We start from the raw sequence: 19,141 nt of genomic DNA on the forward strand, positions 1-19,141 counted from the left end.
AAGCCCGGATAAAGTGAAACAACAAAGTCAAGCCAAATTCAAACCATCAAGCCAAATTCAAACCATCAAACCGAATGCAAACCATCAAACCAAATACAAACCATAATCAAACCATATGAAAGAAGGAGAGCACAATGGGAAACAGAGTAGTCCTCGGCATGTCCGGGGGAGTCGATTCCTCCGTTGCGGCTTATCTTCTGAAACAGCAGGGCTATGATGTCATCGGCATCACCATGCAGGTATGGCAGGAAAATGAAGAATTTTCGGAGAGGGAAGGCGGCTGCTGTTCCCTTTCTTCCGTTAACGACGCACGCATGGTCGCCGACCGCATCGGGATCCCGTTCTACGTCATGAACTTCAAGGAGATCTTCAAGGAGAAAGTCATTGATTACTTTGTCGAGGACTACCTCGAAGGCAAAACTCCGAACCCCTGCGTCGCCTGCAACCGGTACATCAAGTTCGACGAGCTGCTTCGGAGAGCCGAAGGGCTGGGTGCCGACTATGTCGCCACCGGCCACTACGCGAGAATCTATGAAGAGAACAACCGCTATATTCTGGAAAAAGCGGCAGATGACCATAAGGATCAGACCTATGCGCTGTACAACCTGACCCAGGAGCAGCTGAAAAAGACCCTGATGCCCTGCGGCGACTACACCAAAGAGGAAATCCGCGTCATTGCCCATGAGATCGGGCTGATTGTCGCTGACAAAAAGGATTCTCAGGATATCTGCTTTGTGGAAGACGGCAATCACGGAAATTTCGTCTATTCCATGGTTCCCGAAAAGAAGAATCCCGGGAATTTCGTGGACAAGAACGGCAAGGTGCTGGGCACTCACAAAGGCATTGCTTATTACACCATCGGTCAGCGCAAAGGCCTGGGACTGGCCCTGGGCGTACCAGTGTTCGTCATGGGCATCAACAAGGACCGAAATGAAGTCATCATCGGCTCGGATGAAGACCTGATGCATGATACCCTCATTATGGATGAGGTCAACCTGATTCTGACCGATGTTCTGACCGAGCCTGTCCGCCTGATGGGCAAGATTCGCTATGCTGCCAAACCGGCGGCCTGTACCCTCTACCCATTGCCTGACGGACGCCTCAAAGCCGTATTCGACGTCAAGCAGCGCGCCATCACCAAGGGACAGAGTGCCGTCTTCTATGACGGGCTGAAGGTCTTTGGCGGCGGAATCATTCGGGAGATCTATTAAGACCAGATGCAGCGAGTCTGGTTCATTGGACGAACCATAGCTTTGACTGAAAGCCAACCTTTTTTCCCGTAGGATGAAAGGTCGGCTTTCAGTTTTACTATCGCCTGCAATCCAAAGGATCATTCTTAAAATATTCTCGTTTTCTCAGTTTCAGTATTAGGACCAAAGGAATGCCAGGCATTTGATGCGACTGGACAGGACTCAGCTGTAGGCTCTTGTGGGGGAGTTTTACTAATTGTTCCAGGATCGGAACGATCATAGGACAGGACAACGAATTAATTCTAAAATAATAAACATTAAGGAGGGTTTCGCTTTCGTTCTTTTAAATGTATAAATATACAATGATTTACGAGAAAGGTCAGAAAGTATGGTTATTAGTAAAAAAGAATGTAAGTCAGCCCTGCGCTGGACCCTGCCGGTGATGACAGGATACCTGTTTTTAGGGGTAGCCTTCGGGCTGGTGCTGAACCAGGCCGGATTCTCCTGGATCTGGGCAATATTCATGAGTGCGTATCTTTATACAGGAGCGCTGCAGTTTCTTCTGATTCCGCTGCTGGGCAGCGGGATTACGCTCTGGGAAACGGCGGTGCTGGCGTTTATGGTCAATATCCGACACTTATTCTACGGCTTTTCCTTTCTGGATGAATTTTCAGCCATGGGAGCCTGGAAGCCCTATGTGATCCATACCCTGACCGATGAAACCTATTCCTTGCTTACCGGACTGGAAACGGATCCGGAGACCGACCGGCACGGCGTCATGCTGCTGGTCAGTGCCCTGGATCAGTTCTACTGGGTGGCCGGTTCGTTAGCCGGCACGCTGCTGGGGCAGGCCATTCCCTGGGATCTGGCCGGCATCGAATTTTCCATGACGGCGCTGTTTACCGTGGTTTTTGTAGAGCAGTGGATCAAAGCGAAAAATCACCTACCCGCTCTGATGGGCATTGGGGCAGCCACGCTGCTGCTGGTGGTGCTTGGTCCGGAGCAGTTTCTGCCGCCGGCCCTTGTGGCAACGGTGGGGCTGCTCCTGATCGGCCGGAAACGGGGGTGGATTAATGAATAAGGCATTCTGGATCATTCTGGTGGCCGGTCTGGTGACCCTGGCCATCCGCTTTGCGCCCTTTGCGCTGTTTCACCGCGGACGCCGCATTCCCGAATCGGTTCGTTTCCTGGGCGGTGTGCTGCCTCCGGCTATCATGGGGATCCTCATCCTGATGACCCTGCGCCATGTGGATCTTCTGGCGGGCACTCATGGCCTGCCTGAATTCATCGGCATTGGCCTGACGGCGGCAGTTCATGCCTGGAAGCGCAATACGCTCTTATCCATCGCGCTGGGAACCGCGGCCTATATGATTCTGATTCGGGTCATGGCTTAGCGTTCGTCCACTCAGGGCTTTTCAGGCGGGATGGAGCGAGTCATCCGGTCCCGCCCGGGGAGGAGAAACCCGACGGTATCGGTTCAGCACCGGACGGGCCTGCGAAAAAATACCGGATTATTTAGAGGTTGTTCATCGAAATCTCATTGACAAAGAAAGCCTTCGCTCCCTATAATACTTGTAATTACATATGGACGTTGAAGAAGAGAAGTAGCCTTGAGAGGTAGACTAAAGAGAGGAACCGCCGGTGTGAATGTTCCGTTGAGTCTGAAGGGGAAGCAGCTTTGGAGTCCTGGCTTTGTGAGTGACGGTATGATTGTACCGTAAGCAGGGTGGTACCGCGGAAGTTTTGTCCTTTCGTCCCTTATGATCAGGGACAAAAGGACTTTTTGATTTGGAGGAATAATCAATGGAACAGAAAAAACCGACGATGAATGAACTGCGCGAAAGCTTCCTCAAGTTTTTTGAGGAAAAGGGCCATCTGGCTCTGGACAGCTTTTCGCTGGTCCCCAAGGATGACAAATCCCTGCTGCTGATCAACTCCGGTATGGCCCCCTTAAAGCCTTATTTTACGGGAGCCAGGATCCCGCCTCGCAAGCGGGTCACCACCTGCCAGAAATGCATCCGAACCCTGGACATCGACAATGTCGGCAAGACCTCGCGTCATGCCACCTTCTTTGAAATGCTGGGCAACTTCTCCTTCGGCGACTACTTCAAGAAAGAGATCATTCCATGGGCCTGGGAATACATGACTCAGGTGCTGGGACTGCCCAAGGACCGGCTCTATGCCACCATCTACGAAGACGATGACGAAGCCTTTGAAATCTGGGCCACCATGACCGACATCGGCGAAGACCGCATCTTCCGCCTGGGCAAGAAGGACAACTTCTGGGAAATCGGCGTTGGACCCTGCGGACCGTGCTCCGAGATCCACTATGATTACGGCAATGCCGGCGTTCTGACCACCCGGGAAGAATTTGAAGCGGCTTCGGAAGCCGACAAGACCGTGGAAGTCTGGAATCTGGTCTTCACGCAGTTTGACCGGGATGAAGAGGGCAACTACACACCGCTGGCCAACCCCAACATTGATACCGGCATGGGCCTGGAACGACTGGCCACCATCATGCAGGGCGTGCGCAGCATTTTTGAAACGGACGCCATCCGGGCCATCATGACCCGGGCAGAAGAACTGACCGGCGTATCCTACGGAACCGATGCCAAGTCCGATGTGTCCCTGCGCATCATCACCGACCATATTAAATCAGCCGCCATGCTGATTTCCGATGGTGTGCTGCCCTCCAATGAAGGGCGCGGCTACATCCTGCGGCGCCTGCTGAGACGGGCTGCCCGGCACGGACGTGTTCTGGGCCGGCAGGAAGCCTTCCTGGCTCAGATGTTGGATGCCGTGGCTGAAAACTACGGTCAGCCTTATCCGGCCATCGTCGAAAAACTGGAATACATCAAGAAGATCGTGTCCCTGGAAGAGGAGAAATTCAACCAGACCATCGATCAGGGAACGCTTGTGCTCAACGACTACATTCAGCAGACCGAAGGGGATGTATTCAGCGGCGACTATGCCTTCAAGCTGTATGATACCTTTGGCTTCCCCCTGGAACTGACCGAGGAGATCGTGGCCGAACGAGGCCTCAAGCTCGACTACGACAAGTTCCACGCCAATATGAAAAATCAGAAGGAAACCGCCCGGGCCGCCCGCGGTCAGAGCAACTTCATGGGTCAGGATGCCAACATCATCAATACCCTGAAGACTGGCACCACCTTCGAATTCACCGGATATGAAGAAGAATCCTCCCAGGGCAGCCTGCTCCTGCTGGCTGGCGAAGACGGCGAAGTGGAAACCCTGGAGCAGGGTGAAAGCGGCTATGTCATTCTTGACCGGTCTCCGTTCTATGCTGAAATGGGCGGCCAGGTCGGCGACCTGGGAGAAATCCGGGGCGAGAACTTCACGCTCAACGTGCTGGACACCAAGAAAAACCTGTTCGGCGAAACCGTCAACTTGGTAGAAGTCACCGACGGCACCGCCGTCACCGGACCGGTGGTCAGTACCATCGCCAAACCTTACCGGGATGCTATCCGCAAGAACCACACCGCCACCCATCTGCTGCACAAAGCGCTGAAACAGGTTCTGGGCGACCACGTCAACCAGTCCGGATCCCTGGTGGACAGCCACCGGCTCCGCTTTGACTTTAATCATTTCACCCCGATGACCAGAGAAGAGATCCGTAACGTGGAAGATTTGGTCATGGAAATGATTCTGAAGGCCTCCAGGGTCCGGACGGACGTCATGACCCTGGATGAAGCCCGGGAAGCCGGTGCCATGGCCCTGTTTGACGCCAAGTACGGCGAAGCCGTCCGCGTCGTGTCAGCCGGTCAGGATTCCAAGGAACTGTGCGGCGGCACCCATGTCGCCAATACCGGGGAAATCGGTCTGTTCAAGATTATTTCCGAAACCGGCATAGCCTCCGGCATTCGCCGGATCGAAGCTGTCACCGGACTCAATGCCCTGCACTTTGTCCGCAACCAGGAGGACGTCCTGGAAGAAGCTGCCCAGATCATGAAGACCAATCCCCATGAACTGGTGCGGCGGGCCCGTCAGCTCACCGCTGAACTCAAGGACAAGGACCGGGAGATCGCCGACATCAAGAAAACCATGGCTTCCGGCAGCCTGCAGGACATCCTCAACAACATCAGCGAAGTCAACGGCATCAAGGTCGTCACCGGTGTCGTGGACAACATGAGCGGAGAAGACCTGCGCAACCTGGCTGAAAAAGCCCTGGACAAGATCGTATCCGGTGTCTCCGTCATGGCTTCCCGCCAGGAAGACAAGGTTTCCTTCTGCGTCATGGTCTCCAAGGACCTGGCCGGAAAAACCGCCCATGCCGGCAAACTCATCGGACAAATTGCTCAGGTTGCCGACGGCAAAGGCGGCGGACGCCCCGATATGGCTCAGGCCGGCGGCAAGTCCCCCGAGAAAGCGCAGGAAGCAGTCAACAAAATCTTCGAACTGCTCTAGTCAGCTAAGGGTAATATCCCTTGGTTTGACAATCCCATAAACCTTCGACCGCTGTGGACTGAACGGATTCAGACCGCAGCGGTCTTGCTTTGTTCTTTTTCACTCCGAAAGCTGGATCGGCCCAGTACCTGACTGCTCGAACAGGTCTTTGAAACTAGTGGTGAGCACACAAAACATTCGAAAGTGAGATTGAACCCAACTTTCGAATCTGGGAGTGAATCTGAGATTGAACCCAACTTTCGAATATGAGGCGAATCTGAGATTGAACCCAACTTTCGAATCTGAGAGTGAATCTGAGAGCGAATCTGAGAGCGAATCTGAGAGCGAATCTGAGAGCGAATCTGAGGCTGATTTAATCCGAATAGGAAAGGATTTAAGTCAAATCTGAGGATGAATCATTTTTGGTGAGGTATCATTTTTTCTCCCGCCTTGCAGTTGGGGTGAAAAGTGGTAGAATCAGAATGGTAATTTTTTGAAAGGGGGTGGCAGGATGCTGTTCAACTCCATCGATTTTGCGGTGTTTTTGCCCATTGTGTTCCTGCTGTACTGGTTTGTACTGCCCCGGCGAACCTGGCAGAATGCGCTGCTTCTGGTGGCCAGCTATGTCTTTTATGGCTGGTGGGACTGGAAATTCCTGATCCTGATTTTTTTGAGTACGGTGCTGGATTACGGGGTGGGGGTCGCTCTGTCACGGACTGAAGATAACGTTCGGCGAAAGCTTCTGCTGGGCGTAAGCCTGCTCTTTAATCTGGGATCACTGGGCTTTTTTAAGTATTATAATTTTTTCAGCGAGAATTTTGCCCGGGCTTTTTCCTTCCTGGGGCTGGCGTTCTCACCGGCTGTGCTCAACATTGTGCTGCCGGTGGGCATCAGTTTCTATACCTTCCAGACCCTGAGCTATTCCATTGATGTCTACAAAAGGGAGCTCGAGCCGACGGAGAGCTTTGTCGAATTTGCCGCTTTTGTTTCGTTTTTTCCGCAGCTGGTGGCGGGCCCCATTGAACGAGCCAGCAACCTGTTGCCTCAGTTCCAGAAGGACCGTACCTTTGACCGGGAGAGGGCAGTGGACGGTCTGCGTCAGATCCTGTGGGGACTGTTCAAGAAGATCGTCATCGCTGACAACTGCGCCGAGTACGTCAACAGCGTCTACGGCAATTACACCAATCAGCCGGGCAGTGCCCTGGCCATTGCCGCCATTCTCTTTGCCTTCCAGATTTACGGGGATTTTTCCGGCTACTCGGACATCGCCATCGGAACCTCCCGCCTGTTCGGCTTTGGCCTGATGCGCAACTTCGCCAATCCGTATTTTTCGCGAAGTATTCCGGAGTTCTGGCGCCGCTGGCATATCTCCCTGTCCACCTGGTTCCGGGACTATGTCTACATTCCGCTGGGCGGCAGCCGGCGCGGCCTGGCCCGCACGGCTGTCAACACCTTGATCCTGTTTCTGGTCAGCGGTTTCTGGCATGGCGCTAACTGGACCTTCATCGCCTGGGGAGCTCTCAATGCGTTTTATATGGTTCCATCCCTCATGGGCCGCCGGGTTCCTGTTAAGCGGAACGAGGCGGTTGTCGCGACGCTGCGCGATCTGCCGGCCATCCTGCGCACCTTTCTGCTGACGGTGTTGGGGTGGATCCTGTTCCGGTCTGATCACCTGTCCGATGCCTTCGCCTATATCGGCCGGATTTTCTCGCCCAGCCTGTTTACCATGCCGCTGCTGCCGGAACGCACGATCTATACCCTGGGACTGATCCTGCTGCTCGTCGTGATCGAGTGGCGGGGCCGGACGAAGGCCCATCCCCTGGAGGGAGCGGGATTCCACTGGCCCTGGCCGGCCCGCTGGTCGCTGTACTACTCGCTGGTGCTGGTGATTTACTTTTTCAGCGGCCGGTCGCAGCAGTTCATCTATTTTCAGTTTTAGGGGGAGGAACAATTCATGAAGCGATTTTTACTGCGATCCGGCTGCTTTATTCTGCTCCTGGCCGCCCTGTTTGGCGCGCTGGAGCTGGGCCTGCGAAGCATTCCCAATGACTACGCTTATAAAAACCATTACCTGGAAGAGCATGCCTCCTCCCTGGAAGTGCTGAGCCTGGGGTCCTCCCACAGCTACTACGGCATTGATCCGGCTTATTTTGACCGGCCCTCCTTCAACGCCAGCCATGTCTCCCAGTCGCTGTTCTATGACTTGGGTATTCTGGATAAATTCAAGGACGACATGACTCAGCTCAAATACATTCTGCTGCCCATCTCGTCCTTTACGCTGTCCCATCGGATTGAAGACGGGACCGAAGCCTGGCGGGTGCGCAGCTATCACCTGTACTATGATTTGGCGGTACCCCAGGGGATCACGCCGCTGTATGAAGTGACCGGCAACGACGGCTTTACCAATTTCAAGCGGGTGGCCGACTACCTCAGGACCGGGCAGGGCGTGAACTGCGACGAGAGGGGATTTCTTGCCCGCCCGCCCGAGGATCCGCAGGATCTGGAAGCAACCGGAATCCGAGCGGCCAAACGGCATAACGCTATGAATCCGGTGCATCAGACCGAAAACCGGCACATTCTGGATGCGCTCTTGCAGGATGCGCGTTCCATCGGCGCCCGGGTGATTCTATACACGCCGCCGGGACACGACGAATATGTCGGGCGGCTCGATCCGGCCGCGGTCCGACAGATGAAGGAGCTAGCCGAAACCCTGGACCGGTCCAGCCAGGTGGTGATCTACCTCAATTTTCTGGAGGATCCGCGCTTTGCCGATTCCGACTTCTACGATGCCGACCATGTCAATGCCGCCGGAGCCCGCAAACTGACGGGACTGATCAATCAGGCCATGCAGGAATGGGACCGGGGTCAGGATCCAGTGACTGCCGCAGCGGGCGGAAAGTAAATGCCTGGTCGGAAAAATGTCACGGGCTTAACAAGACGTAAGCGAAAATCATGATAGACTGATAGAAAACCGCCTGATTATCAGGCGGTTTTCGTGCATGTGAAAAGGCAGATCGGATTGGATTGATAAATCGTTATTTTTGAGACAGGCCATAGGAATTTCAGTCCAGGGCAAGGTCTTTGTGTCATAATTGGAGGTAGTGGTGCGGCGGGAGAGAAGCCGTTTCCAGCCCCAGGGCTGCGTCAGGGCAAAATCTTGATACAGCAGGGGATATGATGAATCCAACGATGAAAGACAACAGGAGGAACGATTATGTTGAAAATCAATCAGGAACGGTTGGGACGACGCCTGGAGGAACTGGCACAGTTCGGAGGAAGCGAGCAGGGGATGAACCGCTTTTCCTACACCAAGGAAGAGAAAGATGCGCAGAATTACCTCAAAGAAGTATTTGCCGCTCTGGGCATGACGGTGACGGAAGATCCGCTCGGGAATCTGTTTGCCCGCTATGAAGGACTCAATCCGGAGCTGAAGCCCATCGTCACGGGATCGCACATCGACTCCGTGCGCAACGGCGGCCGCTACGACGGCAACCTGGGCGTCCTCGGCGCGCTGGAGGCAGTCCAGTGTCTCCATGAGCAGGGGATTCGACTGAATCACCCCATTGTGATCTTTATTTCCAAGGATGAAGAGGGCACCCGGTTTGGTTCCACCATGTTCGGAACCGAAGCTATGCTCGGAGCCCTCCCGGCAGAATTCCTTGACCGCACCGACCGGGACGGCATCACGCTGCGCCAGGCCATGACCGACGCCGGCTATGATCCCCAGGGCATTTTCAACTCGAAAGTAGAGCCAGGCAGCTACGCCGCCTATCTCGAACTTCATATCGAACAGGCCCGTGTTCTGGAAACCATGCAGATTCCCATCGGTATTGTCACCGGTATCGCCGGACCGCTCTGGTTTGCTGTCAACATTAAAGGACAGGCCGGCCACGCCGGATCAACCCCCATGCGGATCCGCCACGATCCGATGGTTGCGGCCGCCCGCCTGATTGATCAATGCGACCGCATCGCACGCCAGTTCCAGGACACCGTCGCCACCACCGGGTACATTAAGGCAGACCCGGGAACGACCAACGTCATTCCGGCTCAGGTGGACTTTACCATCGATCTGCGGGACGTCAGTATGGCAGACCGTGATCAGGCGGAAGCCGAGATCAAGGCGGCGGCACGACTTCTGGAGGAAAAAATGGGCGTGACCATCGAGTTCAGTGACCGTGTGCGCACCCCGTCGGTCCTGTGCAACGACGCTCTGATGAATGTCATCGAAGAGACCGCCGGCGAGTTCTCGCTGCCCAGCCTGCGGATGCCGTCGGGCGCCTGCCACGATGCCATGCACTTTGGACCACTCTGTCCCATCGGCATGATTTTTGTGCCCTCCGTCAACGGCTACAGCCACCGGGCGGATGAATACACTCCGCTGGAAGACTGCGCCAACGGCGCCAATGTGCTGCTGAATACTCTGGTTAAGGCTGACGCCCTGGTCTAATTCAAACCGGGGATCGGCCGCTGGAACTTATGACTCGAAATCGCCGCCCGAGCCCCTTGGACCCTCCTTTGACCGGCCGGTTGAAAGGGGCTTTCCGGTGAATTCGTGATTTTCAATGATAATCAATCTCACTGTATACAAATGCTCGCAAAAGCTTTATAATGAGATGTAAGGTTAGTCGAAGGAGGTGGGACTTTTTTAAGCACCGCTATGGAAAAGAAAGATAATCTACAGAACACCATGCAGTTTGAGGACTTCAAAAAGGATAAAGTTACTTTAACAAAAGAGATCCTGTCTGAAGTGTATCAGTCCTTGTCTGAGAAAGGATACAACCCTGTAAACCAGATGGTGGGCTATTTGATCTCCGGAGACCCTACTTACATTACCAATTATAATGGAGCCAGGGCACTGATCCGAAAACTGGAACGCGACGAAATATTGGAAGAAGTTTTAAGGACTTACCTGGATATTGAGTGATTTTTTAAGGGTGCCATAAAATCTGGCACCCTTATATTTAAGTTAATCGTTAATTTGCGCCAGATCTTTCCGGACTGGCCAGCCGGCAGTGCCGAACACCCCCGTGACTGGAACCAGATCAATAGGAACAAATAGACCGGCAAAGCCACCCCCGGGTGGAAGCACGCTGTTTGCTGCTACTGATTTAGTCAGCAGTCACTGCATGATTTTTTAGAAAAAAGAGGTTTTTGGATGAGAGTATTGAGTCTTGATGTGGGCGATCGCCGCATCGGTGTCGCCGTTTCGGATCCCACCGGTTTTCTGGCCACGGGTCTTGGCGTCATTAAACGGGATGGGTCCCCCCAGGGCAATATTGCCGCTGTCCAGCAGGTGCTGGAGCAGATCAAGGCGTACGATGTCAGGCTCGTGGTAGCCGGACTGCCGAAGAACATGGACGGCACCGTCGGCTTCCAGGCCAGGAAAGTTCTGGATTTTATTGAAGAACTGAAAAAAGTCTGGGACGGCGAGGTCCTGACCTGGGATGAACGGCTGACTACGGTCAGCGCTCATATGGTCATGGCTCAGAAAAAAACCAAAATCAACCAGCGCAAGAATGATGTCGACAAGATCGCTGCCTGCTTTATCCTGCAGGGCTTTCTAGACTCCATAGAATTCAAAAAGCGGAAAGAACAGGACCAGTCGCGCTAAGCGGACTGAGAACAGCAAGGAAAGAAGGTGAAATGAATGGAAAACACCACCGATTTAATCGTATTGTCCGGAGAAGACGGCGAAACCTTTGAAGTGGAAGTCATTGACCGCGTGGAAGTGGAAGGACAGGAATACTTTATTGTCAGACCCGTGGAAGAAGAGGATGTTTATACCGCGCTGCGGGTAGACCTTGATGATGACGGCAATGAGGTCTTTACGGTCGTCGAGGACGACGAGGAACTGAACGCAGTGGAAGAGGCTTACAGCCTGGCTTTAATTGACGAGGAAGAGATTTAATGAAAATTAACGAAAGCGGTTATGTGGATAACCTCAAGACTATGCTGCGCGAAGCCGGGGCCAAGCTGACCCCGCAGCGCCTGACCATCCTGGATGTCATCATCCAGCAGGAAGGGAAGCATCTGACCATCGAAGAGATCTACAACAAGGTCAAGGAAGTTAAGGCGGAGACGGGCGTAGCCACGGTCTACCGCACGATCCTGCTCTTCGAGGAACTGGGCATCGTCAAGAAATTAGGGAAACACTGATTATTTGAGGTTAACGTTTCCCAGTTCGGTCATTATGTTGTTTTTTTGCTCATGGGAGCACAAAAATGCTGGATTTTAGTGCGATTTCAGCCCGTTTTGTGGGCTAACCCCCAATTTTGGGCGCACTTATCCCATGCAGAATTCTTTCGTTCGTTTTGCACGAATACAATTCAACAAATTGGCGCTGGCAAACAAGATGTTGAATCTATTCAAATTTTTGCTGATCCCCCGATAAACTACTTTGGCATAACCAAAGAACCGTTTGACGATCAAAAATGGGTGCTCCACTTTGCTTCGAACGGATGATTTGCGTTGTTCAATTGCCCGGTCCCACTGGATCCCGGGATAGTTCTTATTGGTCTTGATCTTGGAAGGGCGAACATTGCTGCGAAATTCAATAGTAGATAAGTGCGGATCCTCGGTGAATTCTTTTCTTGACTCGACTCCATTATAGCCGGAATCTCCGTAAGCTACTTCATCATCGGGACGAATCAGTTTGTGTGTCTCGTTTATGTCATGGACATTGGCCGCAGTCCCTGTGACTGTATGGACATACCCACTGCCGGCGCAAACTCCGGTATGAACCTTCATCCCAAAGTACCACTGATTGCCTTTCTTTGTCTGGTGCATCTCAGGGTCTCGTTCTCCCGTCTGGTTCTTGGTAGAACTGGGGGCTGCAATAATGGTGGCATCCACGATGGTGCCGCCATGCATCATTAGTCCGGCAGATTCCAAGCGTCTGGTGACATCATGAAAGATCTTCTCCCCCAAGAGATGGCTTTCCATTAAATGGCGAAAGTGAAGAAGCGTGGTTGCGTCAGGCACTTGCTGCGAGATGAAGTCCAGCCGCATGAATTTGCGCATGGCATAACTGTCATAGATGGCGTCTTCCATTGCAACATCGGAGAGGTTAAACCAATTTTGCATCAGGTACATCCGAAGCATTGTTTCAATTTCGATGGGCTTTCTGCCGCGTTTTCCCTGAGGATAGTAGGGGCGAATCATCTCGACCCAATCTTTCCAGGGAATGATAGTTTCCATAGAATCAAGAAACTCTTCTCTCTTTGTAGTCTTGCGGCGATGTGCGTATTCAAAATCACTGAAAGTCTGCTGCTTCATAAGAAAAACCTCGCTGGTAACGTAATACTTAAATTATATCGTGAGAGCGTTCCTCAGAGTTACAGAAAACAGAATTAATCAGCGTTTCCTTAGATTTAAATGACGGAATCTACCGATACGAACTGAACCACGAGGAAGAGCTCCATGGGCATCACCATCTGGTGTGTTCAGCCTGCGGCAAAGTGGAAGAAGTCCGGGACGATCTGCTCGACTCTGTCGAACAGATCATCGAGAAGGATTACCGATTCCGGATCAAGGACCATTCGCTGAAATTCTATGGCTTATGCAGTGACTGCTATCTGAATGAAAGCGAGGAAACGAATGAACGAAAATCAAAATAACGAACCAAAGAAAAATAAAAACAATCAGTCCAAAGACAGAGGGCGCAACCAGTATGGGGAGAAGATCCAGAAACAGGATTCTTCCATCGCGCCGGAAGTCAAAGAGCCGAAGGAAAGCCGCCTGCAGAGCGTAGTAAAGGCGATCCGCCCCAAACGGCAGAAGCCGCTGATCGCGGATATCGATCAGGCACCGGCTCAGGCACCGGCTCAGACTTCGGCCGAAGCGCCCAAGCCATCCAGACGCCGGACCCCCCGGCCCAAGCCGGAAGCTGGAGCAGCGCCCAACGCGCAGACCCAGAAGCCGCAGCCGGAAGCCCCGGTTAAAAACCGCCGCAAGGGCCAGGCACCCGCGCCGGAAGCTCAGACTGGCGCAGTCGAAGCACCCAAAGGCCGCCGGCAGCCAAGACCGCGCCGCGAACAGCAGCCAAAGCCGGTAAATGAAACAGTGGTGAAAACCGAACCTGTCGTAAAGACGGAACCATCGGCAGCCATCCCGGGTCCGGCAAAGGCGGAAAATCGCCGCCGGAGCGAAGCCCCGCGGGGCCGCAACCCCAGAGGGGGCATGTGGAACAAGCCAAGACCGGAAGCGGTAAACTTCACGGTATCCAATCCCAGCGACAAGGACATTGTCCGGATCATTCCCCTGGGAGGACTGGATGAAATCGGCAAGAACATGACCGCCATTGAGTACCGGGATGAGATCGTCGTCATCGACTGCGGCCTGAAGTTCCCGGAAGACGAGATGCTGGGCATCGATAGCGTCATTCCGGACGTCACCTTCCTGAAGAACAATCTTCATAAGGTCAAAGGCTTCTTCATCACCCACGGCCATGAGGATCATATTGGAGCGCTGCCCCATATCCTCAAGGAAGTGAATGTACCGGTCTACAGCACCCGGCTTACCCTGGGACTCATTGAGGTTAAACTGCGCGAGCACAACATCTTCAATAAGGTGAAGCTGCAGACGGTTAAGCCGCGGGATATCGTGCGCTTCAACCACATCAGCGTGGAGTTCATCAAAACCAACCACTCCATCGCCGACGCGTCGGCTCTGGCGATTCATACCGCCGCCGGCGTTCTGATTCATACCGGCGACTTCAAGGTTGATCTGACCCCGGTAGCCGGTGATGTCATCGACCTGGCCCGCTTTGCCGAGCTGGGAACTCAGGGCGTTCTGGCCCTGATGGCAGACTCCACCAACGCGGAGCGGCCCGGATACACGCAGTCGGAAAGCACCATCGGCAACAGCTTTGAAAAACTGTTCATGGAAGCGAAGGGCCGCATCATCGTAGCAACCTTCTCCTCCAACATCGACCGGATTCAGCAGGTCATCGGCGCGGCCCTCAAGACGAACCGCAAGATGGTCTTCAACGGCCGATCCATGGAGAACAATGTCAACGTGGCCCGTGAACTGGGCTATCTGGACATCGATGATCGAAGCATCGTGCCGGTGGACGAAATCAAGCGCTTCCGTGACGATCAGCTGGTCATCATGACCACGGGCAGCCAGGGCGAACCCATGGCCGCTTTGTCCCGGATGGCACTGGGCGAACACCGCAAGATTCAGATTCAGCCCAATGACACCGTCATCCTGTCGTCTCATCCCATTCCGGGAAATGAGAAGGGGATCTTCAAGACGATCAACCTCCTGTACAAACTGGGAGCCGAGGTCATCTACGATTCCAAGGAAGACGTTCATGTTTCGGGACATGCCTGCCAGGAGGAGCTCAAACTCATCCAGGCGCTGGTCAAGCCCAAGTACTTCATTCCGGTTCACGGGGAGTACCGCATGCTGAAGATCCATTCGGATCTGGCCAGGAAAATGGGGATGGAATCCAAAAACATTCTGATTCCGGAAACCGGTGACATCCTTGAACTGTCCCAGACCAGCCTGCGCAAGAACGGCAAGGTTCAGTCCGGCCAGATTCTGGTGGACGGCCTCGGCGTCGGCGATGTCGGCAGCATTGTGCTGCGTGACCGCAAGCATCTGTCCGAAGACGGCATGGTTACGGTGGTTGTGACGGTCGATATGACTTCCGGCACCGTGATTGCGGGCCCGGACCTGATCTCCCGCGGCTTTGTCTTCATCAAGGAGGCCGAGCAGCTGATGGAGGATTCCCGGATTATCGTCCGCAACCTTCTGACGGAAGCCGAAGGCACCCGCCTGAAGAATACGGAGTTCGTGAAGAACCAGATCCGCGAACAGCTGCGGAACTTCCTGTTCCGCCGCACCAAGCGCAGTCCGATGATCATGCCGATCATCATGGAAATTTAGTCCGGATCGATCATCCGGCAGAGTTTTCTGAAAAACAAGAACCTTGGATCGCCCGGTCCCGTTCCCTGGGACCGGCTCCAGCAATAGTTGACAGGAGATGCAGAATCTCCAGGATATGTTAATCTCAGAGAGATGAAAAATATCAAAGATATGAAAAATATCAAAGATCGGGGAGGATCATACCAAATGACCAACGTACATGATAAGGCCCATGAACTGGCCAGCGCCATGAAGCAGGACGAGACGGTGATCGCCTACCGCGAAGCCGTTCAGAAAATTGAGCAGGATGAAGCCAAGAAACGGATGGTGGAAGATTTCCGCTCCGTCCAGTTTGCCGCTTATCAGGATAAAATGACCACTGGAGAAGTATCTGCCAAGACCAAAGAGCAGATGGAGAACCTGGTTTCGGTCATCACCCTGAATCCGGAAATTTCCAGCTACCTGGAAATTGAACAGCGGTTTTCGATTCTGTTCAATGACATCATGAAAATCATCAACGAAGCCATTGGTGTTGACATCATCGGTTAATCCATACAACATGCAAAATTGGATACCCTGTATCTGGAGTATCCAATTTTTGTGTTGATCTTTCCACACACCAGGAGGAACTATGTACACAAGAGAAGATATCAGAAATATAGCGATCATTGCCCACGTTGACCACGGCAAGACCACGCTGGTGGATGCGCTGCTGCGGCAGAGTCACACCTTCCGTGAAAATGAAAAAGTGGCCGAACGGGTCATGGATTCCAATGACCTTGAACGCGAACGCGGCATTACGATCCTGAGCAAGAACACATCCGTAAAATACCAGAATCATACCATCAATATCGTGGATACCCCCGGCCATGCCGATTTCGGCGGAGAGGTCGAGCGCGTCCTGAAGATGGTCGACTCCGTACTCCTGGTCGTGGATTCCTATGAAGGACCGATGCCGCAGACGAAGTTCGTCTTGAAGAAGGCTCTGGAACTGGGACACGATCCCATCGTTCTGATCAATAAGATTGACCGCAAGGATGCCCGCCCCAACGAAGTCATCAACGAAGTCTTTGACCTGTTCCTGGAACTGGGCGCATCGGACGAGCAGTGCGACTTCACGGTCCTTTATGCCTCGGCCCGGGAAGGCTATGCCAGCTTTGAAGCCAATGAGCCGGGAAGTGACATGACGCCCGTATTCGATACGATCCTGAGCAAGGTCAAAGCGCCCCAGGGCGACCTGGAAGGCCCGCTTCAGCTTCTTGTTTCCACCCTGGACTCCTCCGAGTACATGGGCAAGCTGGCCATCGGCAAGATTGAACGGGGTCGCATCCGCAAGAACATGAATGTGGCGATCATGAACCGGGATGGTCGGATCGTCAAAAATACCGTGTCCGCTCTGTTTGTCAATGAGGGACTCAAGCGCGTGGAAGCCCAGGAAGCCAGCCTTGGCGACATTGTTGCCATTGCCGGCCTTGGCAGCGTCAGCATCGGAGATACCATTGCCGACGCTCAGAATCCGGAAGCACTGCCCTTCATGCACATCGACGAGCCGACGCTGTCCATGAACTTCATGGTCAACGACTCGCCCTTTGCCGGACGGGAAGGCGATTTTGTTACGTCCCGCCATCTGCGCGACCGCCTGATGCGTGAGATCGAGACCAATGTATCCATGCGCGTGAAGGAACTCTCGCCGGATACTTTTGAAGTGTCAGGCCGCGGAGAACTGCATCTGTCCATTCTTCTGGAAACCATGCGCCGCGAAGGCTATGAACTGCAGGTTTCCAAGCCGTCCGTTATCTTCAAGGAAGTAGACGGCAGAAAAATGGAGCCCATGGAATATCTGACCATCGACGTACCGGAAGAATACGTCGGGCCGGTCATGGAAAAGCTCGGACCGCGCAAGGCTGAGATGACCAACATGACTTCCTCGGTCAATGGCTATACCCGCCTGGAATTCGATATTCCGGCCCGCGGCCTCATCGGCTTCCGGAATGAATTCATGACGGACACCCGGGGCAACGGCATCATGAACCATGTGTTCAAGGGCTACGGTCCTTACAAGGGTGACATTCAGGAACGCTCGCGCGGTTCACTGGTCGTGTTTGAAACCGGCGAAGCCATTACCTACGGACTGTTCAACGCTCAGGAACGCGGTACGCTCTTCATCAACGCGGGTATGGAAGTCTATGCCGGCATGATCTGCGGCGAATGCTCCCGGGCCGAGGACATTGAAGTCAATGTCTGCAAGAAAAAGCACCTGTCCAACACCCGGTCTTCGGGTTCGGACGAGGCGCTGAAACTCACCACTCCCCGAGTCATGAGCCTGGAAAATTGTCTGGAGTTCGTCAATAACGATGAACTGGTTGAAATTACCCCGAAAACCATTCGCATGAGAAAACGGATCCTTGATACGACCATGCGCAAGCGGGCTGCCCGGAAATAGAGTAAACCCATCGCGGCTTGGCCGTGAAATCATTAGAGCGGATCAGGTGATTCTTTGTGAAAAAAGTACTCGTAACCTTGTTGATCGTCATACTCCTTCTGGGGGGAACTATTTTTGGTTCCCTCTACGTCTATCATTCCAATGCCGGTGCTCCCCTGCAGGGGGCTTCAGATCCACTGTCCATTCTGGTGCGGGATCAGGAGTCGCTCTATCAGGTCGTGGATCAGCTGGCGGCAGACGGTGTGCTGAAAAATGCCTGGCTGAGCAAGCTCTACTACCGGCTGTCCGGGCTGAATCTGGACATCGAGCCGGGCCGGCATGAAGTGGCTCTGACCGGATCGCTGAAGGATCTTCTGGATGCCCTGAAGCAGGAAAATCTGGACAATGTCCGGGTTACGCTGCCCGAAGGGTTTACCATTGCCAATATGGCAGCCCGATTCGACAAGTCGGGCCTCGTTACGAAAGATGAATTTCTGAACGCAGTGGAAGCGTTCACCCCGCCGAACTATGTGCCGGTCAAGGGCGAACGGCGCTACCGAATGGAAGGATATTTGAAACCTGACACCTATACCTTCGCCAGAGGGACAACGGCGGATGCCATCGTTGCCAAGCTCAGCGCGGAGTTCGACCGGAATCTGAAGGCCATCCTGGACCAGAGCGGTCGGACGAACATCACGAGCGCGGATTACGATGCCATCATCAACAAGGCAGCCATGATCGAACGGGAGACCAACAATGCTGATGAACGCGCCCTGGTCGCGTCGGTCATTGAAAACCGGCTGGCCATCGACATGAAGCTGCAGCTGGACGCGACCATCCTGTATGCCCTGGGCGTGGATTCCAAGGCGGTCACCAACCAGGACATGCGCCTGGAGAGCCCGTTCAGCACCTATCATGTCAAAGGCCTGCCGGCCGGTCCGATCTGCAATCCATCCACGGACTCCATCCGGGCCGTCCTGGCGCCGGCTACCACGGACTACATCTACTATGTTCTGAATCCTCAGACAGGCAAACATTTCTTCACCGCTTCCTATGATGAGTTCCTGGCAAAAAAGAAAGAATTTAACGGCGGCGGGTCGACCACCCCGGTGACCACGCCCGGTACCCAGCCGGTCGAGACCGAGCCCCAGAATCCTTATCCGGGACCGGTTGGGCTGCCCTTTGAAGTGCTGCCCGCTACGAAGCCGTCCCAGACGGCAGCGCCGGCCACCACCACTCCATCAGTACCCTAGGA

Annotated in this window: 16 protein-coding genes and 1 pseudogene; 16 read left to right on the forward strand and 1 reads right to left on the reverse strand. The window is 53.8% G+C overall.

What is annotated here, in order from left to right:
• Positions 1-134: 134 nt before the first annotated feature.
• The 11 genes from mnmA to NQU17_05130 all read left to right on the forward strand — a co-directional run bounded on the left by mnmA (position 135) and on the right by NQU17_05130 (position 11,750).
• Positions 135-1,211, forward strand: coding sequence for a tRNA 2-thiouridine(34) synthase MnmA (mnmA, locus tag NQU17_05080; protein ID UUM12936.1), 1,077 nt, complete (start codon positions 135-137; stop codon positions 1,209-1,211).
• Positions 1,212-1,578: 367 nt separating this feature from the next.
• A complete protein-coding gene (locus tag NQU17_05085) occupies positions 1,579-2,271 on the forward strand; it encodes an AzlC family ABC transporter permease (GenBank protein UUM12937.1) in 693 nt (230 codons plus the stop codon).
• Positions 2,264-2,584 carry an AzlD domain-containing protein gene (locus NQU17_05090; GenBank protein ID UUM12938.1) on the forward strand — a complete coding sequence of 107 codons (321 nt, stop codon included), beginning with the start codon at positions 2,264-2,266 and terminating at the stop codon, positions 2,582-2,584. Before NQU17_05085 ends, NQU17_05090 begins: the two co-directional genes overlap by 8 nt.
• Positions 2,585-2,993: 409 nt before the next feature.
• Positions 2,994-5,615, forward strand: coding sequence for an alanine--tRNA ligase (gene alaS, locus NQU17_05095; protein ID UUM12939.1), 2,622 nt, complete (start codon positions 2,994-2,996; stop codon positions 5,613-5,615).
• Between the two features lie 490 nt (positions 5,616-6,105).
• On the forward strand, positions 6,106-7,533 hold the full coding sequence (locus NQU17_05100; protein UUM12940.1) for an MBOAT family protein: 1,428 nt from the start codon (positions 6,106-6,108) through the stop codon (positions 7,531-7,533).
• Positions 7,534-7,548: 15 nt separating this feature from the next.
• A complete protein-coding gene (locus NQU17_05105; GenBank protein UUM12941.1) occupies positions 7,549-8,496 on the forward strand; it encodes a hypothetical protein in 948 nt (315 codons plus the stop codon).
• Between the two features lie 312 nt (positions 8,497-8,808).
• On the forward strand, positions 8,809-10,041 hold the full coding sequence (locus NQU17_05110; protein ID UUM12942.1) for a Zn-dependent hydrolase: 1,233 nt from the start codon (positions 8,809-8,811) through the stop codon (positions 10,039-10,041).
• A gap of 210 nt (positions 10,042-10,251) precedes the next feature.
• Positions 10,252-10,518, forward strand: coding sequence for an IreB family regulatory phosphoprotein (locus NQU17_05115; GenBank protein UUM12943.1), 267 nt, complete (start codon positions 10,252-10,254; stop codon positions 10,516-10,518).
• Between the two features lie 231 nt (positions 10,519-10,749).
• Positions 10,750-11,205 carry a Holliday junction resolvase RuvX gene (gene ruvX, locus NQU17_05120; protein ID UUM12944.1) on the forward strand — a complete coding sequence of 152 codons (456 nt, stop codon included), beginning with the start codon at positions 10,750-10,752 and terminating at the stop codon, positions 11,203-11,205.
• Between the two features lie 36 nt (positions 11,206-11,241).
• On the forward strand, positions 11,242-11,502 hold the full coding sequence (locus tag NQU17_05125; protein ID UUM12945.1) for a DUF1292 domain-containing protein: 261 nt from the start codon (positions 11,242-11,244) through the stop codon (positions 11,500-11,502).
• On the forward strand, positions 11,502-11,750 hold the full coding sequence (locus tag NQU17_05130; GenBank protein UUM12946.1) for a transcriptional repressor: 249 nt from the start codon (positions 11,502-11,504) through the stop codon (positions 11,748-11,750). Before NQU17_05125 ends, NQU17_05130 begins: the two co-directional genes overlap by 1 nt.
• A 126-nt stretch (positions 11,751-11,876) precedes the next feature.
• Here the strand turns inward: NQU17_05130 and NQU17_05135 are convergent, their stop codons facing one another.
• Positions 11,877-12,869, reverse strand: a complete 993-nt coding sequence (locus NQU17_05135) for an IS5 family transposase (protein ID UUM12947.1) — start codon at positions 12,867-12,869, stop codon at positions 11,877-11,879.
• 89 nt (positions 12,870-12,958) lie between these two features.
• On the opposite strand from NQU17_05135, the pseudogene NQU17_05140 reads away from it, so the two are divergent.
• The 5 genes and pseudogenes from NQU17_05140 (at position 12,959) to mltG (ending at position 19,139) form a co-directional block, all read left to right on the forward strand.
• Positions 12,959-13,210 (forward strand): annotated as a pseudogene (locus NQU17_05140) (transcriptional repressor).
• 562 nt (positions 13,211-13,772) lie between these two features.
• Positions 13,773-15,485 carry a ribonuclease J gene (locus NQU17_05145; protein UUM13462.1) on the forward strand — a complete coding sequence of 571 codons (1,713 nt, stop codon included), beginning with the start codon at positions 13,773-13,775 and terminating at the stop codon, positions 15,483-15,485.
• Between the two features lie 186 nt (positions 15,486-15,671).
• Positions 15,672-16,013: a YlbF family regulator gene (locus NQU17_05150; protein UUM12948.1), complete on the forward strand. Its 342-nt coding sequence runs from the start codon at positions 15,672-15,674 to the stop codon at positions 16,011-16,013.
• Between the two features lie 82 nt (positions 16,014-16,095).
• Positions 16,096-17,907 carry a translational GTPase TypA gene (typA, locus tag NQU17_05155; GenBank protein ID UUM12949.1) on the forward strand — a complete coding sequence of 604 codons (1,812 nt, stop codon included), beginning with the start codon at positions 16,096-16,098 and terminating at the stop codon, positions 17,905-17,907.
• Positions 17,908-17,963: 56 nt separating this feature from the next.
• A complete protein-coding gene (gene mltG / locus NQU17_05160; GenBank protein UUM12950.1) occupies positions 17,964-19,139 on the forward strand; it encodes an endolytic transglycosylase MltG in 1,176 nt (391 codons plus the stop codon).
• Positions 19,140-19,141 lie beyond the last annotated feature (2 nt).

Source organism: Clostridiaceae bacterium HFYG-1003 (assembly GCA_024579835.1).
Classification (GTDB): Bacteria; Bacillota; Clostridia; order Clostridiales; family Clostridiaceae; genus JG1575.

What these genes read in the sequence shown, in the direction of transcription:
- mnmA (UUM12936.1), top strand. Translation starts at nt 135, where the DNA reads ATGGGAAACAGAGTAGTCCTCGGCATGTCCGGGGGAGTCGATTCCTCC.
- NQU17_05085 (UUM12937.1), top strand. Translation starts at nt 1,579, where the DNA reads ATGGTTATTAGTAAAAAAGAATGTAAGTCAGCCCTGCGCTGGACCCTG.
- NQU17_05090 (UUM12938.1), top strand. Translation starts at nt 2,264, where the DNA reads ATGAATAAGGCATTCTGGATCATTCTGGTGGCCGGTCTGGTGACCCTG.
- alaS (UUM12939.1), top strand. Translation starts at nt 2,994, where the DNA reads ATGGAACAGAAAAAACCGACGATGAATGAACTGCGCGAAAGCTTCCTC.
- NQU17_05100 (UUM12940.1), top strand. Translation starts at nt 6,106, where the DNA reads ATGCTGTTCAACTCCATCGATTTTGCGGTGTTTTTGCCCATTGTGTTC.
- NQU17_05105 (UUM12941.1), top strand. Translation starts at nt 7,549, where the DNA reads ATGAAGCGATTTTTACTGCGATCCGGCTGCTTTATTCTGCTCCTGGCC.
- NQU17_05110 (UUM12942.1), top strand. Translation starts at nt 8,809, where the DNA reads ATGTTGAAAATCAATCAGGAACGGTTGGGACGACGCCTGGAGGAACTG.
- NQU17_05115 (UUM12943.1), top strand. Translation starts at nt 10,252, where the DNA reads ATGGAAAAGAAAGATAATCTACAGAACACCATGCAGTTTGAGGACTTC.
- ruvX (UUM12944.1), top strand. Translation starts at nt 10,750, where the DNA reads ATGAGAGTATTGAGTCTTGATGTGGGCGATCGCCGCATCGGTGTCGCC.
- NQU17_05125 (UUM12945.1), top strand. Translation starts at nt 11,242, where the DNA reads ATGGAAAACACCACCGATTTAATCGTATTGTCCGGAGAAGACGGCGAA.
- NQU17_05130 (UUM12946.1), top strand. Translation starts at nt 11,502, where the DNA reads ATGAAAATTAACGAAAGCGGTTATGTGGATAACCTCAAGACTATGCTG.
- NQU17_05135 (UUM12947.1), bottom strand. Translation starts at nt 12,869, where the DNA reads ATGAAGCAGCAGACTTTCAGTGATTTTGAATACGCACATCGCCGCAAG.
- NQU17_05145 (UUM13462.1), top strand. Translation starts at nt 13,773, where the DNA reads ATGTGGAACAAGCCAAGACCGGAAGCGGTAAACTTCACGGTATCCAAT.
- NQU17_05150 (UUM12948.1), top strand. Translation starts at nt 15,672, where the DNA reads ATGACCAACGTACATGATAAGGCCCATGAACTGGCCAGCGCCATGAAG.
- typA (UUM12949.1), top strand. Translation starts at nt 16,096, where the DNA reads ATGTACACAAGAGAAGATATCAGAAATATAGCGATCATTGCCCACGTT.